The sequence below is a fragment of the Nocardioides sp. TRM66260-LWL genome, from assembly GCF_020075545.1.
Taxonomy (GTDB): Bacteria; Actinomycetota; Actinomycetes; order Propionibacteriales; family Nocardioidaceae; genus Nocardioides.
The window spans coordinates 322,644-345,816 of the sequence record NZ_JAIQZK010000004.1; the positions used below are offsets into that span (position 1 = coordinate 322,644).

A 23,173-nucleotide genomic window follows, 5' to 3' on the forward strand; every position below is an offset into this window, starting at 1 on the left:
GTGGATCACACCTCGTCGCTCTCGGCCCGGCCAGCCACCAGACGCTGGATCGTGCGCCGGAAGAGATGGTTCGCGACCTCGTTCCGCCCCAGCACCATGGTGCCAGCGCTGCGGCTTCCGAGCCCCTCCTGCGACCGGCGGAGGATCGGGAAGTCCTCGGAGTGCAGGACGTCGAGCAGGATCTGCCAGTTCTTCTCCCACAGGCGACTCCAGTGGGCGTCGTCCATGCCCGCCGCCTCGGCGCTGGGGACGATGAGCCGCATCTCCATGACCGAGTGCGTCGGCGACTGGTGGTGCGGGCGGAACGTCAGCAGCTGGAAGTGGTCGGGCTGCTTCAGCAGCGTGCTGTTCGGCCCCACCCAGTGGGTCTCGGTGACGTAGTCGACGAGGCTCCTGTCACCAGGGTCCTCCTCCAGCCAGCGGTCGATCGACTTGCGAGGCGCGACGAAGCGGCAGTGATCACCGAGGTCCTCGAACGCCATCACGTTGGTGTGGATCACCTTGCCCGCGGTGTTCGGGTGCGCGTACTGGATGTGGTAACCGTCCAGGAAGGCGTCCTGCATGACCTTCCAGTTGACCGGCTCCGCGAAGGACTCGCTCCTCACGCAGAGCAGACCCTCGAGGCCGTACCCCGCGAGGATGGCGTCCATCTGCGGTCCGAGCCAGGCGGCGACGTCGATCTGCGCACCGGCCCGATCGACCACCCAGACGAATCCGTGCCGCTCCTCGCAGGGCAACTCGATCAGGCCGAGGCCCGACGGGTCGAGATCGCCGACGGTGGTGCCCCGCGTGATCGTCCGGAGGGAGCCGTCGATGTCGTAGGACCACCGGTGGTACGGGCACGAGAAGAGTCGCCGCTTCCCGCAGGCCTCGTCCTCGAGGAGCGCTCCCCGGTGGCGGCACAGGTTGACGAAGGCCTTCACGCCGCCGTCGCGCTGACGCGTGAGGAGCACCTGGTTGCGCGGCAGCCGGACGTTCTTGAAGTCGTACGTGCGCGCGAGCTCCGAGGAGTGGGCCACGATGGTCGGGACGGCACCGAAGACGAGATCGCGCTCGCGGGCGGCGATGTCGGGGTCGGTGAACTCGGTCGCCTCGAACCGGACGACGTCGTCGACCTGGTCGGTGGTCTCGTCCCGCAGGTGCTGGAGAGCGCGGCGGATGCGCTGCTCGCGGTCGGTCACGACGTCGGATGTCACGGTTCCTCCTGAGATTTAATCTAATGCCTTAAGGTAGAAGGGCGTGACGACCGGCACAAGAGGCACCCGCTGCCATGCCGCACGCCGTCAGACGGCAGGCGGCAGGCACCGCTCGCACGGCAGCATCCCGCCGGCCTCGAGCTGATCGCGGCCGGCGAGACTCGCTGCCGCTCCGACGAGGAGCGAACAGGCCGGATCGTGGAAGACCAGTTGCCCCGGACGGAACGCGACCTCCACCGGTCCGCCGGACCCGGCCCCAGGCCGGGTCGACCGTCCAGCGGAGCGGACCTGGGCGGCGACGGCCGGGGTCGCTGGGCCGGGGTCGCTGCCCGGCGCAGATCCGTGGGAGGCCGCCGACTGCTCGTCCTCCGCGTCGGGGGCCGGGGCGCCGACGCGCCGCGGGCCGAGCCATCGAGTCGCCGGCACGAGGAGTGCTGCCAGGAGCGCCACGGCCATCGCGGCGCCGATGGCGGGCGTGCTCTGCTGCCACCATCCGTAGCCGCCGATCGCCGCGCTCGCGACGATCAGCACGAGGACGAGCATCCGGCACCTCCCAGGCCACTCGGCCGCGGCCTCGCGCACGGCTCGGATCTCATCGGAGCACCGACTCCCAGGAGGCCCGCACCGAGATGGCGCGCCGACGACGCATGAGCAGTCCGGTCTGGTCCAGCGCGAAGCCCCCGACCAGCTGGCCGTCGAACCGGTACTGGGCGAGGAACGGGTCGGCCGCACCGCCCGCCACCGTGAGCTCCACCTGGTCCGCCGGCTCGCCGAGCATCTGGATCTTGTGGCCGTACCACTCCGACCAGAAGTAGGGGACGATCGAGCACGGCTGCCGCTCCTCGGTGAGCGCGTTGCGCACGGCGACGACCGCCTGCTCCCCCGCCGCCGTCCAGTGCTCGTGCCGACTCGATCGGCCGTTCCAGGGATTGACCCAGCGGGCCACGTCGCCGGCCGCGTACACGCCGGGCACGGTGCTCTCGAGGTACGGCGAGCAGGTGACCCCGTCGCTGACCGCGATGCCGGAGCCCCGGAGCCAGCCGGTCGCAGGGTCGACGCCGACGCCGACGACGACGACGTCGGCGTCGATGACCGAGCCGTCGCTGAGCCGGAGCTTCTCCAGGCGTCCCTGACCCTCGGTCCCGACGACGGTGACGCGGGTCCGCAGCTCGACGTCGTACTGACGATGCAGCACGGCCAGCCGCTCCGCGACCAACGATCCGACCGCCTGCTCGAGGGGCAGGGCCGCGAGCTCGACCAAGGTGACGTCCGCGCCCCGCGCGCGACCGCTGGCCGCGACCTCGCCCCCGATGAAGCCGGCTCCGACGACGACCAACCGGGCGCCGGGCTCCAGACGCTCCCGCAACGCCTGGGCGTCCTCGAAGGATCGGAGCGACAGGACGCCGTCCACCCCGTCGAGGACGTCGAGGGATCTCGGCGTTGATCCGGTGGCGAGGATCGCGGCGTCGAACGGCACGTCGCCGGCCGACGTCCGGACGACGCGGTTGCGCGGGTCGAGCCCGATGGCGCGGACGGAGGTGCGCACGTCGAGGTCCAGCGCGTCGATCGCATCGAGGAGCGGAGTCGGCACCGGCGGAACGGTGCCGACGAGCACGTCCTTGGACAGTGGCGGACGGTCGTAGAAGGCCTGCGCCTCCTCGCCGATGACCACGATGTCGCCCTCGAAGCCGAGCGACCTGGCCTCCTCGACGGCCCGCGCGGCCGTCAGCGAGGCACCGACCACCACCAGCCGGTCGACTCCTCTGCGCAACGTGGACATCTCAGCGGCCCGTCCAGACCGGCTCACGCCGCTCGACGAACGCGGCGGTGCCCTCGCGGAAGTCCGCGGAGGCCAGGATGCGTCGCATCGCGCGCGCGTTCATCCGCCAGGGCTCGTCCTCCCAGTCCGAGCCCGCGCTGACGCTGGCGCGCAGGAGCTCCTTGGTCTCGCGCACCGCGACGGGCGCGTTGGCGGCGATCGCCTCGGCGATCTCGAGGGCGGCGTCGAGCACCTCTCCGGGAGCGCTGAGTCGGTTCACCAGTCCCAGGGAGAGGGCCTCCTCAGCGGGGATGGAGCGCCCCGTGAGCGCGATCTCGGCTGCGATCTTCGGCGGGACCTGGCGCTGGATGCGCAGCACGCCTCCCGCAGCGGCCATCAGGCCCCGGCGGACTTCCGGAAGGCCGAAGGTGGCGCGAGGGTCGGCCACCGCCAGGTCGGAGGCGAGCACGAGCTCGGTGCCGCCGCCCAGGGCGAATCCGTTGACGGCGGCGATCGTCGGCGTCGCGACCCGGTGGCGGACGTAGCCGGCGAAGCCCCACTCAGGGTGTCCGGCGGCGTCCAGCGACTCGCCCCGGGCCAGGGCCTTGAGGTCCGCGCCGGCGCAGAAGGAGTCGCCGGACCCGGTGAGCACGATCGCACGCACGTCGTCGTCGAGGTCGGCGGCCTCGAGCGCCTCGCCGAGCTGGGTGGCGAGCGCGCCGTCGATCGCGTTCCTCGACTCGGTGCGGTCGAGGCGCAGCACGCACACGTGTCCGTGGCGCTCGACCCGGACGACGGTCCGGTCCGCTGGGGGGATGGCGGTGATCATGGGGATCTCCTGGCTCCGGTGGTCAGCGGACCTTCGGGAAGCGGGTGGCGACGTCGGCGTACTCGGCACGGATCTCCGTCTTGCTGATCTTGCCGTTGGGCAGGCGCGGGAGCGGCTCCTCACGCAGGACGACGTAGCGCGGCACCTTGTAGTCGGCGAGGACCTCCGCGCAGGCGGTCACGACGGCGTTCTCGTCGAGGTCGCCAGTGCGAGTGATGATGGCCGCCGGCGTCTCGCCGAAGCGCTCGTCGGCAGCGGCGATCACGGCGCACTCGGCGACGCCGGGGATGGCGGCGATCACGGCCTCGAGCTCGACGGGGGAGACGTTGATCCCGCCGGTGATGATGAGGTCCTTGAGGCGGTCGACGAAGGTGATGCGCCCGTCCTCGTCGCGCCGACCGAGGTCGCCGCTGCGCAGCCAGCCGCCGGCCAAGACCTCTGCGGTGATCTGCGGCTCGTTCCAGTAGCCCGGCGTCACGCCCGGCCCCTTGATGAGGATCTCGCCGGGCTCCCCGGGCGCGGCAGGCGAGCCGTCGCCGGCCACCACGGTGATGTCGGTGAAGATCGAGCCGGAGCCGCAGCTTCCCGGGTGCTCGCGGAACTCCTCGCGCAGGGTGGCGGTGGCGACGCCACCGGCCTCGGTCATGCCGTAGATCTGGCGCAGCGAGACCCCCTTCTCCGCCCAGGTCTCCAGGAGGGCCACCGGCACGGCGGCGCCGCCGACGATGGCCGTGGCGATCGAGGAGAGATCGGCCTCGGCGAACTCCGGCGCCGACGCGAGCGCCTGGAAGATCAGGGGCACGCCGAAGATCGCCTGCACCCGGTGCTGGGCCATGAGCGCGACCGCCCGGGACGGGTTCAGCTCGCGCTCCACCACGATGGTGCCGCCGAGCACGGTGGTCATCAGCAGTCCCCAGACGAGCCCGGGAGTGAAGGCCAGCGGCAACACCAGGATGGAGGTCGAGCCCTGCCGGAATCCCGGCTCGGTGAGGCTGGCCTCGAAGACGATGCTGAGGAGCGTGCGATTGGTCAGGATCACGCCCTTGGACAGGCCGGTGGAACCGCTGGTGAAGATGATCGAGATCGGCTCGTCGGGCTCCCGGTCTACCCGGAAGGTGGACGGCTCGCCGTCGCGCAGGACGCCGAGCTCGGCGAAGGTGACGACGCCCAGGCCCGCTCCGAGCGCGTTGGCCTCCTCGACGACGCTCTTCAGCGCGTCGGCCGCGACGACGAGGCCCGCGCTGGCGCTCGACACGATCGAGAGCATCTCCGCGGGCTTGAGTCGGGAGTTGAGGGGCACCAGGACGGCGCCCGCCTTGAGGATGCCGAGGGCTGCGACCGGCCAGACGAGCTCGTTCGGCGCCATGAGGGCGACGCGGTCGCCGGACTGGACGCCGCGGCGCGCGAGGTCCTCCGCGACCCGGCTCGACCAGGCCTCGAGGGTCGCGTAGTCCAGTGACCCCTCCTCGAAGACGATCGCCGTCCGCGTGGGCTGGGTCCGCGCCCACCAGGACAGTGCGGAGCCGATCGTGGCGCTCATGGGGATTCTCCTCGGTCGATCTGGGGAGCCGCACAAAATCTAACGGCAATAGTTATTGCTGTTTGTACACAGTGGCGCGCGTCACTGTCAACGCAGCACCGTCGCACCTCACAGATCGAGGACGAGCGGACCCTCCAGGCACCGAGCGACGCAGACCATCACGCAGTCGCCCCGCCCCTGCTCCTCGGCGCTCAGGACCGAGTCACGGTGCTCCGGGACCCCGGCCAGGACGGTCGTCTCACAGGTGCCGCAGGTGCCCTCGCGGCACGAGTGCTCGACCGACACTCCCGAGCGCTCGAGGGCGTCGATGATGCTCTCCCCAGCAGCGACCTCCACCTCGACGCCGGACCGCTCTGCGCGCACCAGGAAGGCGCCCGATGTGGGCGCCGACTGCGCGCGGGCGGTGAACCGCTCGACCCTCAGCCCCTCGTCCTCGCGGTCCCGCATCCGCTCCTCGACCGCGTCGAGCAGGGCCGCCGGTCCGCAGCAGTAGACCAGCCGGCCGGGCACCTGCTCCCCCAGGACGACAGGCAGGTCGAGGAGGCCAACCTCGTCCTGCGGCGCGATCAGCACCCGGTCGCCGAACCGAGCGACCAGCTCATCGGCGAACGCCATGCTGGCGCGACTGCGGCCGCCGTACGCCAGGCGCCACTCCGCTCCCCGCGCGTGCAGCTCCGCGACCATCGGCACCAGCGGGGTGATGCCGATGCCCCCCGCGACGAGGAGGTAGGACTCCGCCTCCTCGAGCGGGAAGTGGTTGCGCGGTCCGTCGACCTCGACCTCGTCGCCGACCGCGAGATCGCGATGCACCGCAACCGATCCGCCGCGGCCGCCCGGCACGCGCAGCACCGCGATCTCCCAGTCGCCGCCCCGCTCGCCACACAGGGAGTACTGGCGTACGAGATCGCCAGCGAGCCGCAGATCGAGATGGGCGCCCGGCGCCCAGGCGGGCAGGGAGGTGCCGTCAGCGCGGCGCAGTCGCAGTCGGACGACGTCCGCGGCGACCTCCTCGCGCGCGACGACACGGACGGTCAGAGGGGAAGACATGGGCCAAATATCTAATACTGATAGGTTTGTGTCCATGACGACGACCCTCCTCGATCGGTTCCGCCTCGACGATCGAACGATCGTCGTCACCGGGGCCAGCTCCGGCCTCGGAGCCGGGTTCGCACGGGCGCTGTCGGGCACCGGAGCCCGCCTCGTCCTGGCGGCCCGCCGCGCCGACCGTCTGGAGGACCTCGGCCACGAGCTGTCCGCCGACGGCTGCGAGGTGCACGCCGTCGTCGCCGACGTCGCCGATCCCGGGGCGTGCGCGCACCTCGCTTCGGAGGCGGTGCGGCGCTTCGGTCGCATCGACGGACTGGTGAACAACGCCGGCGTCGGAAGCGCCGTCTCGGCCCTCAAGGAGACGCCGGCCGGATTCCGTCGGGTCATCGACGTCAATCTGAACGGGGTCTTCTGGATGGCGCAGGCCGCCGTCCCGCACATGGATCAGGGCGGCTCGATCGTCAACGTCTCGAGCGTGCTCGGTCACGTCGCGCCCCGGTTCCCGCAGGCCGCCTACGCAGCGTCGAAGGCCGGGGTGATCGGCCTGTCGCGCGACCTCGCCGCCGAGTGGGCGCGTCGAGGGATCCGGGTGAACGCGCTGTGTCCCGGCTACTTCGAGTCGGAGATGACCGCCGCCGCCGAGGGCGACGTGCTGCCCGCGATGGTGCGCGAGCAGTCGATGCTCCGGCGGTTCGGGTTCCAGCACGAGCTCGACGCGGCACTGCTGTTCCTGCTCAGCCCGGCGTCGGGCTACGTGACGGGCACCAGCCTGCTGGTCGACGGCGGCCTCAGCGCCTACTGAGGCCGCCGGGTCCTCAGGCGAGAGGCTGACCCGCGGGTCCCTCGCCCGGCCAGCGCGGCCCGTAGCCGGGGTAGTCCCGCGGCACGCGCATCGGGAACTGCGGATCGCGCTTGTCCAGGAACGAGCGCACGCCCTCGCGCACGTCCTCGCGACCGGGGAGGTCGAAGACACCCTGCGACTCGATCTCGTGGGCGTCCCACGGCGAGGGTGCCGACAGCATCGACCAGAGGAGCTGACGCGACAGCGAGGTCGCCACCGTCGAGGTGTGCTCCACGATCTGGTTCGCCGCGGTCATAGCGGCGTCCAGCACGGCGTCGTCCGGCGCCAGCGCGGTCGCGAGACCCCCTGCCAGCAGCTCGTCCGCAGTGAGCAGCCGCCCGGAGAGCACCCAGTCCAGCGCCCTGGTCATCCCCACGATGCGCGGCAGGAACCAGCTCGACGCCGACTCCGCCGCCATCCCACGGCGCCCGAACACGAAGCCGATCCGTGCGCCGTGGGCGACGATCCGGACGTCCGCCGGCAGCAGCATCGAGGCACCGCCGCCGACGGCGCAGCCGTTGACGGCGACGACCAAGGGCGTGCGGAGGGCGGCCATCCGCAGGGTCACGACCCCGCCGACGTCGCGCGGGACGCCGCCGATGGTGCCGAAGCGCGCGACGTACGCCGCATGCTCGGGCGAGGGCTCGCGGCCGCCGTGGTGGAAGCCCTCCGAGAGGTCGGCCCCGAGGCAGAAGTGGCGCCCCCGTCCCGTCAGGACGATCGCACCGACCTCGTCGTCGTGATCGGCCTCGTCCAGCGCGTCGACCAGCTCGGTGCACAGCCTCAGCGTCATGGCGTTGCCGCGGTCCGGCCGCGCCAGCTCGATCACCGCCACCCGGCCCTCCCGATGAGAGATCACCGTCTCCCCTGGGTGCTCGCGCATTCCATCTCCTGCCCTAGCGGCTTAAAACGATCGTCGTTAGATTAACCGGGTTGTCATCCCGTCGTCACCCCAGGAGAGACCGTTGTCGAACGCCCCGGCTCCCCCGTCCGCCGATCGTCCCCTCGCGGACCTGCGCGTGGTCGACGCCTCGGACCACGTGGGTGCGGGCACGGCCCGGCTCCTCGCCGACCTCGGCGCCGACGTCGTCCGCCTCGGAGGCGTGGATCGCGCCGGGCAGAGTCCGCTGAAGGACGCAGTCGACCACGCCAACAAGCGCGTGCTCGACTGCGCGCACCCGGAGGAGGCGGCCGGACTCGTGCGGGCCCTCGCGTCCTCCGCCGATCTCGTCCTGCTCGACCTCGACCTCGCCGATCGCGTCGACGCCCACGCCCTCCAGCACGCCCACCCCGCACTCGTCGTGCTGGTCTCCTCGCCGTTCGGAGCCAGCGGCCCGCGCCGCGCATGGCGTGCGACCGAGAGCACGCTCCTCGCGCTGAGCGGCTCGCTGTCCCGCTCCGGGCGTCCGGGCGGAGTGCCCCTGCTGCCGCCGGCGGGCATCGCCGACGCCACCGCGGCGGCGCACGGCGCGTGGCTGGCGATGACCGCCCTCACCCAGGTGGCGCGCGGCGGCCCGGGCCAGGTCGTCGACCTCTCGCACCACGAGGCGCTCGCCGTCGGACTCGATCCGGCCTTCGGCGTCCAGGGCTCGGCCGCGGCCGGCCGGTCGGGCAAGGTCCGCCGAGACCGCCCGCCCGCCGACTCCTACCCGGTGTACCCCTGCGCGGACGGCCACGTCCGCCTGTGCCTGCTCTCCCGACGCCAGTGGCGCGGCATGTTCGAGTGGCTCGGCGAGCCCGAGGCCTTCGCCGATCCTCGCTTCGACTCCATCACCGAGAGGGTCCGGTCCGCCGAGGAGCTCGACGCGCTGATCACCGCCCTCTTCGCCGACCAGCGCGCGGCCGACCTGGCCGACGAGGCCGCCCGACGCGGCGTCCCCCTCGCCCAGGTCCTGACCCTCGCGGACGCGCTCGACGCCGATCACTTCCGCGCCGCGGGCACGATCGCGCGGGTCGATCTCACGCCCACGCTCAGCGCGGAGCTGCCCGTCGGGTGCGTCGACCTCGACGGTCGACGCCTGGGATTCCGGGCGCCGGCGCAGCGCATCGATCGCGACGACCTCGACTGGTCACGGCGGCCCGCTCCGGAGACTGGCGACGCTCCCGCGGGCGGTCCCTTCGAGGGGCTGCGCGTGCTCGACCTCGGCGTGATCGTCTTCGGCGCCGAGGTGGGGCGCGCCTTCGCCGACCTGGGAGCCGACGTCGTCAAGGTCGAGAGCCTGGCCTTCCCCGACGGGCTGCGCCAGACGCGCGGCGGGGAGGAGATGAACGCCTCCTTCGCCTGGGGCCAGCGCGGCAAGCGCAGCCTGGGCCTGGACCTGCGGTGCGACGCCGGGCGCGACCTCTTCGTCCGCCTCGCCGCCGGTGCCGACGTCGTGCTGTCGAACTTCAAGCCGGGCACCCTCGACGGTCTCGGGATCGGCCACGCCGTCCTGCGCGAGGTCAACCCCGGCATCGTCGTGCTCGAGAGCGCTGCCTTCAGCTCGCGCGGGCCCTGGGCCAGGCGCCTCGGCTACGGACCGCTGGTGCGCGCTGCCTGCGGGATCTCCAGCCTGTGGCGCTACCACGCCGAGGACGCCGAGTGCTGGGACGGCGTCACCGTCTTCCCCGACCACGTCGCGGCCAAGATCGCGGCGCTCGCCGTCGCGTCCGTGCTGCTGCGCCGCGAGCGCCTCGGTGCGGGCGGTCACCTCGAGCTCGCCCAGTCCGACGTCGTGCTCCACCAGCTCGCCGCCCAGGTGGCCGAGGAGTCGCTGGCGCCCGGCACCGTCCGAGCCGTCGGGAACCGGGGGACCTCCCTGTTCCGCTCCGTGCTGCCATGCGCCGGCGACGACGAGTGGTGCGTCATCGACGTGCGCCGGCCGGCCGAGCTGGCCGCCCTCGAGGCGACGGTCGGGCGCGGCGATCTCGGCGCGGCCGCCGCCCGATGGTGCTCGACGCGCGGTCCCCACGAGGCCACGACCGAGCTGCAGGCGGCGGGGGTGCCCGCTGCCGCGATGCTGCGCCTGCCCGAGCTGCTCGACGATCCGCAGCTCGAGCACCGCGGCACGTACACCACGCTCAAGCACCCGCTGCTCGACCACGAGCTGCCGGCCGAGGCGACCTCCGCGCCCTTCGGTCGGATCCGCCTCGAGGACGCCTCGCCGGCCCCCAGGGTGGGCGAGCACACCCGTCAGGTGCTCCTCGAGCACCTCGGGCTCGAGGCGGCCGAGATCGAGGGCCTCCTCCGGGACGGCGTCGTCCACGAGGCGCCCGACCGTGCCTGAGGAACGCGACCTCGACGCGGTCACCGGAGGGCTCCTGCACGCCGAGGACCTCCGGCCGCACGACTTCCTCGAGCTCGGTTCCGTGAGCACGACGGAGGAGGAGATCGTGGAGTTCGCCCGCCGCTTCGATCCCCTGCCCATCCACGTCGACGTCGAGGCGGCGACCGCCGGCCACTTCGGCGGGGTGATCGCGAGCGCGGCGCACACCCTGGCGCTGTACTCCTCCCTCGCCTCGCGCCGGTTCATCCCGCGCCTCGCTCTCGTCGCGGGCAAGGGCATCGACTCCCTCCGCCTCCCCGCCCCCGTGCGGCCGGCGACGCGATTGGACGCCTCGATCGCGATCAGCGAGATCCGGATGCGTCCCGAGCGCGGGACGGCCGACGTGCGGTGCGCCGCGACGATGACCGACGAGCACGGCGACGTGGTCCTGGCCTTCGAGGCCATCCAGGTGGTCCGCCGGCGCCTGACCCGGGAGCTCCGATGACCTCGCGGGTGGCCGTGGTGACCGGCGCGGGACGCGGCATCGGGGCAGCCACCGTGGCGGCTCTGCTCGCGCAGGACTATCGGGTGGTCGCCGTCGACTGGTGCGCCGGCGAGGACGGTCCGGTCGGCTACGCCCAGTCGACCGGCGACGACCTCGCGGCGACCGCCGACGATCCCCGCGTGCGGGCCGTGACCGGCGACGTGCGCGACCGCGCCGCGCTCGACGCGGCGGTGCGCCTCGCCGTCGACACCTGGGGCAGGCTCGACGCTGCAGTCGCCGCCGCGGCCGTGGTGCTGGGCGGTCGGCCGCTGTGGGAGACGCCCGCGGCCGACCTCGACCTGCTCTGGCAGATCGACGCCGTCGGCGTCTGGAACACCGCCGCAGCAGCCGTGCCCGCGCTCCTCGCCCACGGCGCGGGGGTCGACGGCCGGTTCGTCGCCATCGCCTCGGCCGCGGGCCACGAGGGCCTCTACGGACTCAGCGCGTACAACGCGGCCAAGCACGCCGTCGTCGGCATGGTGAAGGGGCTGGCCGCCGACCTCGTCGGCACCGGGGTCACGGCCGTCGCCGTCTCGCCCGGGTCCACCCGCACCGCGATGCTGGACGCCACCGCCGACCTGTACGGCCTCGACCACGTCACCGCCTTCGCCGAGAACCAGCTGCTGCGCCGCCTGCTCGACCCGGCCGAGGTCGCGCAGGTCGTCGCCCTCTGCTGCTCGCGCGCTGGCGGCGTCCTCACGGGCCAGGAGATCCGGGCCGACGGCGGCTTCCGACCGTGACGCTTCCTCTCGGCTTTCGTGGCCGCCTGCGACCCGACGTCGTCCGCCTCGACGACGGGGACGCGCTCCTCGGGGGCAGCCCCCTGCGCATGCTCCGGCTCAGCTGCCGCGCCCGCGCGGCGCTGCAGGGCGACGTCGTCACCGTCACCGACGCCATCTCCGCCGCGGTGCTCGACGCGCTCCTGGAGGCCGACCTGGCCGAGCCCGAGCCCGAGCCGGCCGACGCCACCGTGCTCGACGACCTCACCGTGGTCGTGCCGGTGCGAGATCGACCCGAGCAGCTCGAGCGCACGCTCGCCGCGCTGAGGTCCGACGGCGCACCCGGGAGACCGCAGATCGTCGTGGTCGACGACGCCTCGGCGGCTCCGGAGCAGAACGCGATGATCGCCGCCCGCCACGGAGCCCGGTTCCTCCCCCTCGCGACGAACGTCGGCCCGGCAGGCGCCCGCAACGAGGGGACTCGGGCCGCCTCGACGCGACTGGTCGCCTTCGTCGACAGCGACGTGCAGGTGGGGTCGGCGGCCCTGCTCGAGCTCACCGCACAGCTCGCCGACCCCCGGGTCGCGATGGTCGCGCCGCGGGTCGTCGGCCGGCCTGCGACGTCGTCTCCGGGACCGCTGGCCCGCTTCGAGGCGGGTCGGTCCGCCCTGGACCTCGGACCTCGCAGCGGTCTGGTGCAGCCGGGCACGCTGATCCCCTACGTGCCGAGCGCCTGCCTCGTCGCACGTCGCGAGGTGGTCCTCGACGCCTTCGACGTCACCCGGCGGGTCGGGGAGGACGTCGACCTCGTGTGGCGACTGGCCGACGCCGGACACCGGATCCGCTACCAGGCCGAGGTCGTCGCCGAGCACGAGGCGCGCGGCAGCCTGGTGGCCTGGGCATGCCGCGTCGCCGTCTACGGCACGAGCGCCGCGCCGCTCGCGCGCGCCCACGGCGCCAAGGTCGCCCCCGCGCGGCTGCACCCGAGCATCGCCGTGACGGCGCTGGGGCTGCTCAGCCGTCGGCGGTGGGGGCTGGCCGTGGGCATCGCGACCGGGGCGACCGCGATCCACCGGGTCCGTCGCCAGCTCCCGCCCGGCGAGAGTCGGCTGGCCACCCGCCTCACCCTGCAGGGAATCGGTTGGGGCGTGCGGCAGGAGACGACCCTGATGCTGCGCCACTGGTGGCCGGTGACCGCGGTGCTCGCCATGCGCTGCCCCGGGGCGCGCCGGGTCGTCGGCTCGGCGATCCTGGTGCAGGCGGCCCTGGACTGGCGGGAGGAGCCCGAGCACTCGCTGAGGCCGCTCAGCCTGGTCGGCCGGCGCGTCGAGGATCTCGCCTACGGCGCCGGCGTGTGGTGGGGCTGCTGGCGTGCCCGCTCCCTCGCTGCGCTCGTGCCGAGCCTGAGCCGCGACCGGGTGGACGGCCGACGCCCTGCGCGCCTCAGGTCGCGGTCGTCGCGGCCCTAGCGGGCGACGCCCTCCGCCATGACGGCACGCAGGACGTGATCGGCCATCTCGAGCAGCACGGCCCGCCCCTCGGCCGCGGACGCCCCCGTGGGGTCGCCGAGGACCCCGTTCTCGGACACTGCTCGCACGCCGGAGGCGACCATGAGGGGGAGGATCTGCGGGAGCGGACGCAGGTCGCCCGGCTCGGCGAGATGCAGACGCACCCGCCACGGCTGGAGGTGGAGCATGAGCGAGGTCTCCGTCCGCCCTGCGTGGAGGTCGACCTCCTCGGTGCGGCAGGGGTGCCACTCCGCGTCATGACCCTCGCACCGCAGCTGCTCGACGGCCGCGGAGAGTGCGTGGACGTTGCCGCCATGGCCGTTCACGACGACCACGCGCGCGGCCCACGTCCGGGCGGACCGCACGAGCTCGAGGAGGGTCACCCGGAGCACCTCCGAGCCGATGGACACGGTGCCGGGGAAGCCCTGGTGCTCGCCGCTGGAGCCGTAGACCACCGGCGGGGCGACCCAGACGCCGGCGCGCTCGTCCGCCGGTCCGCCGAGCCCCACGAGCCGCTCGGCGACCTCCCCCGCGACCGCCTGGGCGATCACCGCGTCGGTGTCGAGCGGCAGGTGCGGCCCGTGCTGCTCCAGCGAGCCGACCGGCACGAGGAGGATCCCGCCCGACGCCACCTCGGGCCACGTGGCGTCCGCCAACTGACGCTCGGACCTCGACATCGCAGCCGTCCTCAGATCCGGACAGGCGCCTCGACGCCGCCGTGGACGTGGAAGCCCTCGGGGATCAGCAGGTGCTCGGGACGGAGCTCGTCGATCGAGGCGAGCCCCAGGCCCATCAGCCCGGAGTCGATCCCACCGCGCAGCAGGTCGAGCACGTTCTCGACGCCGGCCTGGCCGTTGGCCGCGAGGCCCCACAGGTACGCGCGACCGATCATCACGGCCCGCGCCCCGAGCGCGAGGGCCTTCACCACGTCGGACCCACGCCGCACGCCCCCGTCCATCACCACCTCGATCTGGTCTCCGACCGCTCCGACGACGGGGTGGAGCAGCCGGATCGCCGCCGGGGTGCCGTCGAGGTTGTTGCCGCCGTGGTTGGAGACCGAGATCGCGTCGACGCCGGCGTCGACGGCCCGGTGGGCGTCGTCGACGCGCGAGACGCCTTTGAGCATGAACGGGGTGCCGGAGATCTGCCGCCAGGTCTCGACCATCCAGGCGACGTCGTGCCAGGAGGGCGGCGGCGTGGTCATCCACTGGTAGTAGGCGCCGAAGAACGTCGGGGCCGCCTCGCCGGGACGGGCGAGGTTCGGCGCGGTCAGGTCGGGCAGTCGTCCGGTCTCGCGGAAGGCCCGGCCGAACTGGCGCATCCAGCGCACCTTGGTGGCGACCTGAGGGGCCATCCGCACCATCGTCCTGAGGTCCACGCGCTCGGGGATTTCCGGCGAGCCCCAGTCCCGTCCGACCGAGAACGACCAGTCGAGCGTCGCGATCAGGCCACGGACCCCCGCGCGGTGGGCGCGCTCCATGCGCTGCACCATGACGTCCCGGTCGCCGGTCCAGTACATCTGGAAGAAGGTCGTGGCACCGGTGGCCGTCACCTCCTCGACCGACTTCGAGGCGAAGTTCGAGAGCCCCATGATCGTGCCGCGCGACGCCGCCGCGCGCGCGACGGCCACCTCGCCGTCGGGGTGCACCGCCTGCACGCCCGTCGGTGAGATCACCACCGGACTGGACAGCTCCACCCCGAGGAGGGTCCTCGTCTGCGCGCGCTCCGCCTGCTGGCCGGCCACGTGCGGCACCCAGCCCAGGTCGGCGAAGGCGGCCTGGTTCGCCTCCACGGTCTGACCGCGTTCGGAGCCGGCGAGCAGGGCGTCGTAGACAGGGCGCGGCAGCCGCCTGCGGGCACGGGCCTGGGCGACGGCGATCGACTCGAACCACGGGTTCTGCTTCCAGGGGCTCTCCAGGCTCACGCCGACTCCTCGGGGCTGAATCCGGCGAGGGGGCTCTCGGCGCAGGCGGTCGCCGGGGGACGCGTGCGGAGCTGGAGGAGGACCGGCTGGTTGCGGGTCGGCGTCGAGCGGGAGTGGTCGACGCTCGACGCGGGGACCGAGCGGGGCCGCGCGAGGGCGTCCTCGCCGAAGCCCTGGACGCACTCCGGGTCGGGACCGTCGAGCGGCAGGCCGGTGAAGAACTTGGCAGCCATGCATCCGCCGCGACAGGCGTCGAAGTGCTGACAGCCCGAGCACGCACCTGCCGACTGGGGCTCGCGCAGGCTCGTGAACAGCGGCGAGCCCTTCCAGACCCGCTGGAAGCCGCCGTCGCGCAGGAGGTTGCCGGCCAGGAACTGGTCGTGGATCGCGAACGGGCAGGCGTAGACGTCGCCGACGGGATCGATGAGACACACCACTCGGCCGGCCCCACAGAGGTTGAGCCCGGGCAGCGCCTCGCCGAACGCGGAGAGGTGGAAGAAGGAGTCGCCGGTCAGCACGCGGTCCCCGTGGGCGCACAGCCAGTCGTAGAGCCGTCGCTGCTGGTGCGGGAGCGGATGGAGGTCGTCCCAGACGTCGGCGCCGCGGCCGCTGGGGCGCAGGCGGGTGAGCCGCAGTGTGGCGCCGAACCGGTCGGCGAGAGCGGCGAAGTCGTCGAGCTGGTCGATGTTCTCGCGCGTGCAGACCACGGAGATCTTCGCGTCGCCGAAGCCGGCGTCCGCCAGGTTCTCCAGGGCGGTGACCGCGGTGGCGTAGGACCCTGCCCCCCGGACGCGGTCGTTGACCTCGGCCGTCGCCCCGTCGAGGGAGATCTGCACGTCGACGTAGTCGGTGGCGGCCAGCCGGCGAGCACGGTCCGGCGTCAGGCGCACCCCGTTCGTGGAGAACTTCACCCCGACCTGATGGTCGACGGCGTAGTCGAGGAGGTGCCAGAAGTCGGGCCGGATCGTCGGCTCACCGCCGCCGACGTTGACGTAGAACACCTGCATCCGCTGCAGCTCGTCGATGACCGCCTCGCACTGCGAGGTGGTGAGCTCGCGGGGGTCTCGGCGGCCCGAGGACGAGAGGCAGTGGGCGCACGCCAGGTTGCAGGCGTAGGTGAGCTCCCAGGTCAGGCAGATGGGCGCGTCCAGGCCTCGCTCGAAGTGATCGACGAGCCGGTTCTGCGCGGGCTTCTCGGGGGCGATGGTCACCGCTCCTCCTTCGCGGGTGCGGCCGAGACGCGGGGACGGATCATGTCGGCCTCGGCGAGGCCGGCGAGCGCGGCCGCGTAGGCCTGGTGCTGGCCGGCGGGAACGCCGGCGGCGGTCAGGGCCGAGCGGACGTCGGCGTGGTCGGCGAGCTCCCGGACCACCCTCACGAGCGCGGGGGTCTTCAGGAACGTCAGCCGCCGACTCCCGAAGTGGTACGCCAGCGCCCCGAAGGGCTCGGGCCGGAGGGCGACGGACGGGGAGAGCGTCCAGGGCTCGTCGATCACGGCAGGCTCAGTAGACGCCGCACATGCCGTCGATCGAGATCTCCTCGATCAACGTCTCAGCGGTGAGGTCATCGTCGTGCGGGTGGTCCTCGGGACTCATGGCTGACTCCTCTCGATGGGGTGGTGACCCGTGACACACTAAGTGCACCCAGGGCAGAAAAGAACCCCTAAACCGAAAGTCATGAGGTTTTCATGTCGGCCCCACGCACCCGGGGTCGCCCGGAGTCGACGTCGCGCGGCGACATCGAGCAGGCGGCGTTCGCCCTCTTCGCGCGCCAGGGCTTCGACGGCACCACGGTCGATCAGATCGCGGCAGCGGTGGGCGTGACCCGTCGCACCCTGTTCCGGTACTACCCCTCCAAGAACGACATCCCGTGGGGCGACTTCGACGCGGCCCTCGTGGGCTTCCGTCAGCTGCTCGACGCTCAAGACGCGGATCTGGCGCTGTGGACCGCGCTCAGTCGCGCGATCGCCGCCTTCAACTCGTTCTCCAGCGACGCTCGACCGGCTCACGCCGATCGGATGCGCCTGATCCTCAGCACCCCGGCACTCCAGGCGCACTCCGCGCTGAGGCACGAGGCGTGGCGAGCGGAGGTGGTGCGCTTCGTCCGACTCCGGCGAGGACTGGACGAGCAGCACCCCCTCCCGGGTCTGCTCGCGCACGTGGCGCTCGCGACCTCGCTCGCCTCCTACGACCAATGGCTCTCCGGTGGCGATCCCGCGCCCGCGCGGCTGGAGGCGATCCTCCTCGAGTCGTTCGACCGGGTGCGCGCCGAGATGGCACCCGGTGCCCGTTGACCCGGCCTCCTGCGGTCGCGACGGTGTGCTCGCCCGAGCGGTCGCTCGGCCGCTGCGAGCATCCGAGGAGAGCCCCATGCCTTCCACCCAGGCCGTGATCGTCGACGTCGTCCGGACCGGTTCCGGTCGGGGCAAGCCAGGCGGCGCGCTCTCGCAGGTCCACCCGGCGTCGTTGCTGTCGACGGTGCTCCAGGGGATCGTGGAGCGCAACGATCTCGACCCGGCCGAGGTCGACGACGTCATCGCCGGCTGCGTCGTGCAGGTCGGCGATCAGGCGCTGAACGTCGGACGGACGGCCCTGCTCGACGCCGGCTTCCCGGTCAGCGTCCCCGCGACGACGGTGGACCGCCAGTGCGGATCCTCCCAGCAGGCGGCCCACTTCGCCGCGCAGGGGGTGATGGCCGGCGCCTACGACGTCGTCATCGCCTGCGGGGTCGAGTCGATGAGCCGCGTGCCCATGGGGAGCAACGCCGTGGGCGGTTCGCCGATGGCGCCCCTCACGCGACGATTCCGCGAGGGACTGCCCCACCAGGGCATCGGCGCCGAGCTGATCGCCGCGCGCCGGGGGTTCACGCGCGACGACTTGGACGCCTTCAGCGCTCGCTCGCACGAGCGCGCAGCGCTCTGCGCGGCTCAGGGCGACTTTGCCGACGAGATCGTCCCGGTGCCGCTTCCCGACGGCGGCCTCCATGACACCGACGAGACCGTCCGGGCCTCGACCACGCAGGAGGCTCTCAGCGGGCTTCGTCCCGCCTTCCAGGACCAGCGCTGGGGCGAGGCGTTCCCGGAGATCGCCTGGAGCATCACGCCGGGGAACTCCAGCCCGCTCACGGACGGTGCCTCTGCGGCGCTGATCATGTCCGAGCAGCGAGCGGTGCAGCTCGGGCTGCGACCGCGCGCCCGCTTCCACGCCTTCGCCGTCGTCGGCTCCGAGCCCGTCACCATGCTGGACGGCGTCATTCCTGCCACCCATCGGGCTCTCGATCGTTCTGGCCTCACCGCCTCCGATCTGGACGTCTACGAAATCAACGAGGCCTTTGCACCCGTGCCCTTGGCGTGGGCCCACGAGTTCGACGCCGACGAGGCGCGGCTCAACCCGCGCGGCGGCGCGATCGCTCTGGGCCATCCTCTCGGGGCGTCCGGCACGCGCATCCTGGCCACCATGCTGAACCACCTCGAGGCCATCGAGGGGCGCTACGGCCTGATGACCATGTGCGAGGGCGGAGGCATGGCCAATGCGACGATCATCGAGCGGCTCTGAGGCTTCGATCGCCGTTGTCGGCATCGTGGCGGAGCGGGTTGGCCCCGCGGCTCTGAGCCTCGCACACCCCGCGGGTCAACCGAGCCGGGGGAGTCCATCAACTCGAGGTGCGCGACGCTGATGGCGCTGCGGGTCGATGCGCAGGAGCGCGGTAACCATGGGGATGAAGTCGGTCTCTGTGTCGACGGCCAGGCACCGTAGGAACTCCACGTAGGCGGGGTGGGTGTGCAGGATCCTCTCCAGCCAGCCCTCGCTCGGCACCAGCTCGATATGGTCGCCCAGGCTGCTGGCGAGCAGCGAAGCGCCGAAGCTGGCGTAGGACACGAAGCGGCCTCGGGGGTCGCGGGGCCGGAAGCGCGGTGGCGTGGCACCCCCGACCCTGCGGACAAATCGGCGACGTCCGAGATGGTTTCGTGGCGCGACGTCGTTGGCTTTGACCACGACGTGCCGCCGGGCGGTGGGGTCGAGACGGTCGCCGATCTCGACTGTGACGACCGGGCGCGCCCCGGTCGTAACGCACACCGTGAGTGCGTAGCGGGCGTGATAGATGGCGGCGTCGATGTCGATGATGAGCATGGCGAGCTCCCTGCTTCGGGTCGATGGGACCCCTCGACAGGTGCGGGATCCGCCAAGTCCCGCAATCGCGACAGCGGCCACGCCGAGACACAGTCCCGTGTCCTCGTGCCCCGGCCAGGAGAGCGACCCGATCCTGCGACGACAACACGACGCGGGCACGCTGCTTCAGGTCGTGGCCGGGCAGATGCGAAGGTCCGACACAGCTTGATCGGGTGCCGGCGGTGACTGCCGAGAGCAGTGCCCGGATCGCGCTCAGGCAGCCCACCAACAGGGGAGATCGATCAGTCGTTCACGACCACTCCGGCGAAGGACGACACTGGGCTTGACGGCGAGGCAATCTCGGCAATGCTCCATACCCGGAGAGGCTGAAACTACGTCAGACGTAGCCTAGGAATCGCGCGTTACACATCGCGCGACCCCAGTCCCTGCAGCCTCGAGCCGCAACGGCACATCCGCACCCCCGCCGGTCAGGTCGCCGTTGATGGACTCAAGTCGATCGCGGTGGCCACGACCCGGGGCTGGGGACACCCTGGACCCAGCACCACTTCTCGACCGGGCTGCCGGCGTCGACGAGGCGGTCAATCGCCAGGTGCACCTTCTCCGCCTTCTTGGCTCAGGGAACTCCGCACCCGCACGTGTCCACCCTGCGATCGACCGCTAAGCCTCCGCTGAGACGTTCGTCGACGTCGCGTGCCGGGTCCTGGGAGTGTCTCGACCACCGCCGCTCGCGGAACGCGCGGCATGCGTCCTACATCCGCGACCCGACTGCGTCGTCTGACTGAGCGACTCCGCCTCGAGGTCGAGAGTCCCCGCATCATTCGAGAGTTGGTCGCGCCACCAAGCGGCGCCCCCGGGAAAGTCGGGCTCCCGCGACTCCGGCCCGGCAGATCATCGGGAGCTCTCACGTACATACGCCCTCAGCTAGTCCAAGAACTTAGGCGAGGTGCCAGCGGTGTTCTGAGACGAACCAGGAGGGGAAGGTGCGCTGGAAGGCGACAGTGAGCGAGATTTCGAAGCCCCTCGCCAGGTCGTCGGCATGGTGCGACACGCTGCCGATCACGGTGTCGGACGCGCCCACGCTGCCGATGATGCGCCACGCGGGTAGCGCGGGTCGTCAGGCGCAGAAACACAGGGAGCTTCGCCGTAGGCGACGACGAACGCGTCGCGACCAACGAGCAGCCAGTCCCCTCGACGACCTGACCCCGATAGCCGCCAAGGAACATCACTACGCCGCAAAGAGCCAACTCGAGCCGACCGGCTGAGCCATCAATCCAGCCTCCCGCCACGCCGGGCCGGCTCACTCAGCGATCGATTTCCGCGCGGGCTGGCTGGAACTGCTGGCCCTGAGCGTGTTGCCATCGTCCGGCGGCGTCGAGTGGGAAGTGGCGGAGGATGTCGCGGGCTCGCTCGCGGGTGGTGGTTGGGATGCGCTTCTCCCGGCCGCTGCTCAGGTCGAGGAGGAGGTGCCAGGCGGCTGCGAGGGCGCGTGCTTCTTGGTCGGGGAGGCTCACATGAATTCCTCGACGTAGCCGATGTCGAGGCCGACGTCGAGACAGACTCTCTCCAGGTCCTGCCGGGTGGTGATGCGCCCGGCCTTGATGGCGTCGCGGATCTTGTGGACGAGGTCGCGGCGCATCATGGCCTCGGCGAAGTCTCGGACGCGGTCGTACCTCAGCAGGGCGTGCCGACTGTAGGAGTCGATGGCCGTGACCTCGGCGCAGCGGATCTGCTGGCCGCTCTCGCCATAGGTGATGACTCCCTCGGCCCCCGTCCGCAGCGGCCCGTCGACGAGCTCGCCGACGCCGTGGGCTCTGGCGGCGATGAGCGGGGTCAAGGTGAAGTTCGGGCCGTGGTAGGAGACGCGAGTGACGAGCGGGCAGCCCCAAGGTGGCGTCACGATCACGTAGCGGGTGGCGGACTTGGTGCTGACGACCCACAGCCCGGGTTCCTCGGGGTGGGTACTGGGAAGCGCCTGCACCGGGGTGCTGAAGTTCTGGCCCCACGGCGTCGCCTGGTGCGTCATCGTGGCGCCTCTCGCTCACCGGCGCACGGCACCTGCTGGTCGCGGGTGCCGTGGTGGAGGCAGACAGGGTGGACGGTCAATGGTGTGCTGCCCCACGCGATGGGCGTCGGCTCGTCGTCGGGGGTGCGCATCGTGGCAACGAAGTAGTCGCCGGCCATGGGCTGTCGGGTGAGGTGAGCGATCGTAACTGCGGAGGCGTGCAGCGAGATCTGCTGCATCTGGTGGCGGGCGCCGGTGAAGGTGAGGGCGCCGCACCCGCGGGGCGTGACCCAGCCGTCTGGCGACGCGGGTGGCACGGGCAGTGCGCCGTCGGTGCGGTGCAGCTCGATGCAGGCCCAGCACGCACCCGTACCGTCCAGGAGGGTCACGACGCCGCCCCAGCCGCCGGCCGTGCCTGAGGCGACGACCAGCGGCTTCCCGGCCTGGCTCCGAACGCGGTCCAGGAGCCGGGTGACGCAGGGGTTGGCGGTCGCATCGATCACCATGTCGGCCTCACGCAGCGCCCGCCGAAGCTGTCGTGCGACGCCAGCGGCGACCGGATCGTCGAACCGTTCCCACAGGTGCTCGACCGACACGTTGACAGCACGGACCTCGCAGTAGGGCGCGGAGTCCTCGATCAGCACCTGCGCCAGACCGGCCTTGCTGACCCCGGCAGCCGTCAACGAGCCCCCGGACTGTCGAGTCATCGTGGCGAGGTCGACGATGTCGCGATCGATCAACATCATGCGCCCGACCCCGGACTGCGCCAGATCGACCGCGATCGGCAGACCGACCGAGCCGAGCCCCACGACGACGACGCTCCGCTCGGCGAGCTGACGCGCCACCGGGGTGCGCTCGGCGAGCAACGTCCGCGACAAGTACTGGGTGCCCAGCGCGATCACCCGCCACCGGGTACCCCAGGAGCTGTTGACCTTGACCCGGCCGAGGAACACCCACGACTCCCCCGCCCGCCGATAGGCGACCTCGTCCGGGACGAGCAGACCGATGACCTCCCCCTCTGCAGGGTCGATCACCGCGTCAGGAGCGACATCCGGGGTAGCGGCGTCGATGTCGGTCTCGAGGGGCCTCAAACGGCCAGCGATGCGCCGCCAGGTCACCGACGGCCGCTCGCCGGGCGTGTAGTCCGGGTCGCGCAGCCACCGCCCCAGGACCGACACCTTGAACCGCTCCACCTGCGCGGCTGGCAGGTCGGTGCGGACCTCGAACCCTGGCCCGTAGATCGCCTCGATCACCCCTGCCCCGATCCGACGCTCGGTGGCGATGAACCGACCGAGCAGCACTCCGTCATCGACCCCGGCCGGGATCGGTGCGTCGGTGACGATCACCGGAGGCCGCCGCCTCAGGAAATCGAGGGCCGACTCCGGCACCGGGACCTCCAACCCCTCCGGCGGCAGCACACCCTCCCCGACCGCATGGGAGGCCAGGATCCTAGGCATCTGCGAGGTCAGCAGGTCAGCGAGCGTGGTGTCGGCATGCCAGTCCTCGGCATGGACCAGACACAGCTCCCCGGTCAACGGGCTGCGATGCCGCAACCCCGCCAACCCACCGTCGACGTCATGAACCTCAGGCGGGAAGCCCGGAAAGGTCTGCGGGAAACGCACCCGCAACCGCAACGCGCGCCCCTCGCCGCAAGGCAGCGCCTCCTCGTCCACACCACGGCGGGCGCCCGCGCCGGCTGGGAGCGGGTAGTGCACCATCAACCCCAACCCACCGGCCTGCCGGGTCACGCGGTACGCCCACCCCGCCGCATCCAGCGCCGCCAGCTCGCGGGCCCACCGCTCCGGGTCGCGGTGAACCGTCCGCGGTCTGGTGACTGGTCTGAAGCCACGAGAGGGTGGTTGATGTGCCAGCACCGAGGAAGTACCCCG

The 23,173-nt window shown here is 72.1% G+C and carries 24 protein-coding genes; 7 read left to right on the forward strand and 17 right to left on the reverse strand.

Translation table 11 applies throughout. From position 1 onward, the window contains the following. Positions 1–5 precede the first annotated feature (5 nt). From K8Z61_RS12530 to K8Z61_RS12555, 6 genes are all read right to left on the reverse strand, one after another. Complete coding sequence (locus tag K8Z61_RS12530) at positions 6–1,196, reverse strand: aromatic ring-hydroxylating dioxygenase subunit alpha (RefSeq protein ID WP_224130001.1); 1,191 nt, start codon at positions 1,194–1,196, stop codon at positions 6–8. An 87-nt stretch (positions 1,197–1,283) separates the two neighbouring features. After that, positions 1,284–1,739, reverse strand: coding sequence for a hypothetical protein (locus K8Z61_RS12535; RefSeq protein ID WP_224130003.1), 456 nt, complete (start codon positions 1,737–1,739; stop codon positions 1,284–1,286). Positions 1,740–1,788: 49 nt separating this feature from the next. Further along, positions 1,789–2,976 (reverse strand): NAD(P)/FAD-dependent oxidoreductase, encoded by a 1,188-nt coding sequence (locus tag K8Z61_RS12540; protein WP_224130005.1) that lies wholly within the window; start codon positions 2,974–2,976, stop codon positions 1,789–1,791. A 1-nt stretch (position 2,977) separates the two neighbouring features. After that, positions 2,978–3,784 carry a crotonase/enoyl-CoA hydratase family protein gene (locus tag K8Z61_RS12545; protein ID WP_224130007.1) on the reverse strand — a complete coding sequence of 269 codons (807 nt, stop codon included), beginning with the start codon at positions 3,782–3,784 and terminating at the stop codon, positions 2,978–2,980. 22 nt (positions 3,785–3,806) lie between these two features. Next, positions 3,807–5,324 carry a class I adenylate-forming enzyme family protein gene (locus K8Z61_RS12550; RefSeq protein ID WP_224130009.1) on the reverse strand — a complete coding sequence of 506 codons (1,518 nt, stop codon included), beginning with the start codon at positions 5,322–5,324 and terminating at the stop codon, positions 3,807–3,809. 108 nt (positions 5,325–5,432) lie between these two features. After that, positions 5,433–6,371, reverse strand: coding sequence for a PDR/VanB family oxidoreductase (locus K8Z61_RS12555; RefSeq protein WP_224130010.1), 939 nt, complete (start codon positions 6,369–6,371; stop codon positions 5,433–5,435). 34 nt (positions 6,372–6,405) lie between these two features. On the opposite strand from K8Z61_RS12555, the gene K8Z61_RS12560 reads away from it, so the two are divergent. After that, the gene (locus K8Z61_RS12560; RefSeq protein ID WP_224130012.1) at positions 6,406–7,173 is read left to right on the forward strand and encodes an SDR family NAD(P)-dependent oxidoreductase; all 768 of its coding nucleotides are present in this window, start codon (positions 6,406–6,408) and stop codon (positions 7,171–7,173) included. Between the two features lie 13 nt (positions 7,174–7,186). Here the strand turns inward: K8Z61_RS12560 and K8Z61_RS12565 are convergent, their stop codons facing one another. Next, the gene (locus K8Z61_RS12565) at positions 7,187–8,071 is read right to left on the reverse strand and encodes an enoyl-CoA hydratase-related protein (protein ID WP_224130014.1); all 885 of its coding nucleotides are present in this window, start codon (positions 8,069–8,071) and stop codon (positions 7,187–7,189) included. Between the two features lie 106 nt (positions 8,072–8,177). Between K8Z61_RS12565 and K8Z61_RS12570 the strand changes: the two genes are divergently transcribed. The 4 genes from K8Z61_RS12570 to mftF are packed head-to-tail and all read left to right on the forward strand — an operon-like array spanning position 8,178 to position 13,189. After that, positions 8,178–10,478, forward strand: a complete 2,301-nt coding sequence (locus K8Z61_RS12570; RefSeq protein WP_224130016.1) for a CoA transferase — start codon at positions 8,178–8,180, stop codon at positions 10,476–10,478. Beyond that, positions 10,471–10,962 (forward strand): MaoC/PaaZ C-terminal domain-containing protein, encoded by a 492-nt coding sequence (locus tag K8Z61_RS12575; protein ID WP_224130018.1) that lies wholly within the window; start codon positions 10,471–10,473, stop codon positions 10,960–10,962. Before K8Z61_RS12570 ends, K8Z61_RS12575 begins: the two co-directional genes overlap by 8 nt. Beyond that, a complete protein-coding gene (locus K8Z61_RS12580) occupies positions 10,959–11,741 on the forward strand; it encodes a mycofactocin-coupled SDR family oxidoreductase (protein WP_224130020.1) in 783 nt (260 codons plus the stop codon). Before K8Z61_RS12575 ends, K8Z61_RS12580 begins: the two co-directional genes overlap by 4 nt. Then, entirely contained in the window at positions 11,738–13,189 is a 1,452-nt protein-coding gene (gene mftF / locus K8Z61_RS12585) for a mycofactocin biosynthesis glycosyltransferase MftF (protein ID WP_224130021.1), read from the forward strand. Before K8Z61_RS12580 ends, mftF begins: the two co-directional genes overlap by 4 nt. Here mftF and mftE read toward each other — a convergent pair. The 5 genes from mftE to mftA are packed head-to-tail and all read right to left on the reverse strand — an operon-like array spanning position 13,186 to position 16,747. After that, positions 13,186–13,905 (reverse strand): mycofactocin biosynthesis peptidyl-dipeptidase MftE, encoded by a 720-nt coding sequence (gene mftE / locus K8Z61_RS12590; RefSeq protein WP_224130023.1) that lies wholly within the window; start codon positions 13,903–13,905, stop codon positions 13,186–13,188. The two genes, mftF and mftE, sit on opposite strands and share 4 nt — an antisense overlap. Positions 13,906–13,916: 11 nt before the next feature. Beyond that, positions 13,917–15,152 carry a pre-mycofactocin synthase MftD gene (mftD, locus tag K8Z61_RS12595; RefSeq protein ID WP_224130025.1) on the reverse strand — a complete coding sequence of 412 codons (1,236 nt, stop codon included), beginning with the start codon at positions 15,150–15,152 and terminating at the stop codon, positions 13,917–13,919. Further along, the gene (gene mftC, locus K8Z61_RS12600; RefSeq protein ID WP_224130027.1) at positions 15,149–16,363 is read right to left on the reverse strand and encodes a mycofactocin radical SAM maturase; all 1,215 of its coding nucleotides are present in this window, start codon (positions 16,361–16,363) and stop codon (positions 15,149–15,151) included. The genes mftD and mftC overlap by 4 nt, the downstream gene beginning before the upstream one ends. Next, entirely contained in the window at positions 16,360–16,647 is a 288-nt protein-coding gene (mftB, locus tag K8Z61_RS12605) for a mycofactocin biosynthesis chaperone MftB (RefSeq protein WP_224130029.1), read from the reverse strand. Before mftB ends, mftC begins: the two co-directional genes overlap by 4 nt. Before the next feature lie 7 nt (positions 16,648–16,654). Beyond that, on the reverse strand, positions 16,655–16,747 hold the full coding sequence (gene mftA, locus K8Z61_RS12610; RefSeq protein ID WP_224130031.1) for a mycofactocin precursor MftA: 93 nt from the start codon (positions 16,745–16,747) through the stop codon (positions 16,655–16,657). A 92-nt stretch (positions 16,748–16,839) separates the two neighbouring features. On the opposite strand from mftA, the gene K8Z61_RS12615 reads away from it, so the two are divergent. Together K8Z61_RS12615 and K8Z61_RS12620 are read left to right on the forward strand one after the other, a co-directional pair. Continuing rightward, entirely contained in the window at positions 16,840–17,445 is a 606-nt protein-coding gene (locus K8Z61_RS12615; protein WP_224130033.1) for a TetR family transcriptional regulator, read from the forward strand. A 76-nt stretch (positions 17,446–17,521) separates the two neighbouring features. Next, entirely contained in the window at positions 17,522–18,706 is a 1,185-nt protein-coding gene (locus tag K8Z61_RS12620) for a thiolase family protein (RefSeq protein WP_224130061.1), read from the forward strand. A gap of 75 nt (positions 18,707–18,781) precedes the next feature. Here K8Z61_RS12620 and K8Z61_RS12625 read toward each other — a convergent pair whose 3' ends face one another. From K8Z61_RS12625 to K8Z61_RS12645, 5 genes are all read right to left on the reverse strand, one after another. Continuing rightward, entirely contained in the window at positions 18,782–19,282 is a 501-nt protein-coding gene (locus K8Z61_RS12625; RefSeq protein ID WP_224130035.1) for a hypothetical protein, read from the reverse strand. A 934-nt stretch (positions 19,283–20,216) separates the two neighbouring features. Further along, positions 20,217–20,360: a hypothetical protein gene (locus K8Z61_RS12630; RefSeq protein WP_224130037.1), complete on the reverse strand. Its 144-nt coding sequence runs from the start codon at positions 20,358–20,360 to the stop codon at positions 20,217–20,219. A gap of 223 nt (positions 20,361–20,583) precedes the next feature. Then, positions 20,584–20,793, reverse strand: a complete 210-nt coding sequence (locus K8Z61_RS12635; protein ID WP_224130039.1) for a hypothetical protein — start codon at positions 20,791–20,793, stop codon at positions 20,584–20,586. Beyond that, positions 20,790–21,305, reverse strand: a complete 516-nt coding sequence (locus tag K8Z61_RS12640; RefSeq protein ID WP_224130041.1) for a hypothetical protein — start codon at positions 21,303–21,305, stop codon at positions 20,790–20,792. Before K8Z61_RS12640 ends, K8Z61_RS12635 begins: the two co-directional genes overlap by 4 nt. Next, positions 21,302–23,032, reverse strand: a complete 1,731-nt coding sequence (locus K8Z61_RS12645; RefSeq protein WP_224130043.1) for a ThiF family adenylyltransferase — start codon at positions 23,030–23,032, stop codon at positions 21,302–21,304. Before K8Z61_RS12645 ends, K8Z61_RS12640 begins: the two co-directional genes overlap by 4 nt. Positions 23,033–23,173 lie beyond the last annotated feature (141 nt).

What these genes read in the sequence shown, in the direction of transcription:
- K8Z61_RS12535 (WP_224130003.1), bottom strand. Translation starts at nt 1,739, where the DNA reads ATGCTCGTCCTCGTGCTGATCGTCGCGAGCGCGGCGATCGGCGGCTAC.
- K8Z61_RS12540 (WP_224130005.1), bottom strand. Translation starts at nt 2,976, where the DNA reads ATGTCCACGTTGCGCAGAGGAGTCGACCGGCTGGTGGTGGTCGGTGCC.
- K8Z61_RS12545 (WP_224130007.1), bottom strand. Translation starts at nt 3,784, where the DNA reads ATGATCACCGCCATCCCCCCAGCGGACCGGACCGTCGTCCGGGTCGAG.
- K8Z61_RS12550 (WP_224130009.1), bottom strand. Translation starts at nt 5,324, where the DNA reads ATGAGCGCCACGATCGGCTCCGCACTGTCCTGGTGGGCGCGGACCCAG.
- K8Z61_RS12555 (WP_224130010.1), bottom strand. Translation starts at nt 6,371, where the DNA reads ATGTCTTCCCCTCTGACCGTCCGTGTCGTCGCGCGCGAGGAGGTCGCC.
- K8Z61_RS12560 (WP_224130012.1), top strand. Translation starts at nt 6,406, where the DNA reads ATGACGACGACCCTCCTCGATCGGTTCCGCCTCGACGATCGAACGATC.
- K8Z61_RS12580 (WP_224130020.1), top strand. Translation starts at nt 10,959, where the DNA reads ATGACCTCGCGGGTGGCCGTGGTGACCGGCGCGGGACGCGGCATCGGG.
- mftE (WP_224130023.1), bottom strand. Translation starts at nt 13,905, where the DNA reads ATGTCGAGGTCCGAGCGTCAGTTGGCGGACGCCACGTGGCCCGAGGTG.
- mftA (WP_224130031.1), bottom strand. Translation starts at nt 16,747, where the DNA reads ATGAGTCCCGAGGACCACCCGCACGACGATGACCTCACCGCTGAGACG.
- K8Z61_RS12615 (WP_224130033.1), top strand. Translation starts at nt 16,840, where the DNA reads ATGTCGGCCCCACGCACCCGGGGTCGCCCGGAGTCGACGTCGCGCGGC.
- K8Z61_RS12620 (WP_224130061.1), top strand. Translation starts at nt 17,522, where the DNA reads ATGCCTTCCACCCAGGCCGTGATCGTCGACGTCGTCCGGACCGGTTCC.
- K8Z61_RS12625 (WP_224130035.1), bottom strand. Translation starts at nt 19,282, where the DNA reads ATGCTCATCATCGACATCGACGCCGCCATCTATCACGCCCGCTACGCA.
- K8Z61_RS12640 (WP_224130041.1), bottom strand. Translation starts at nt 21,305, where the DNA reads ATGACGCACCAGGCGACGCCGTGGGGCCAGAACTTCAGCACCCCGGTG.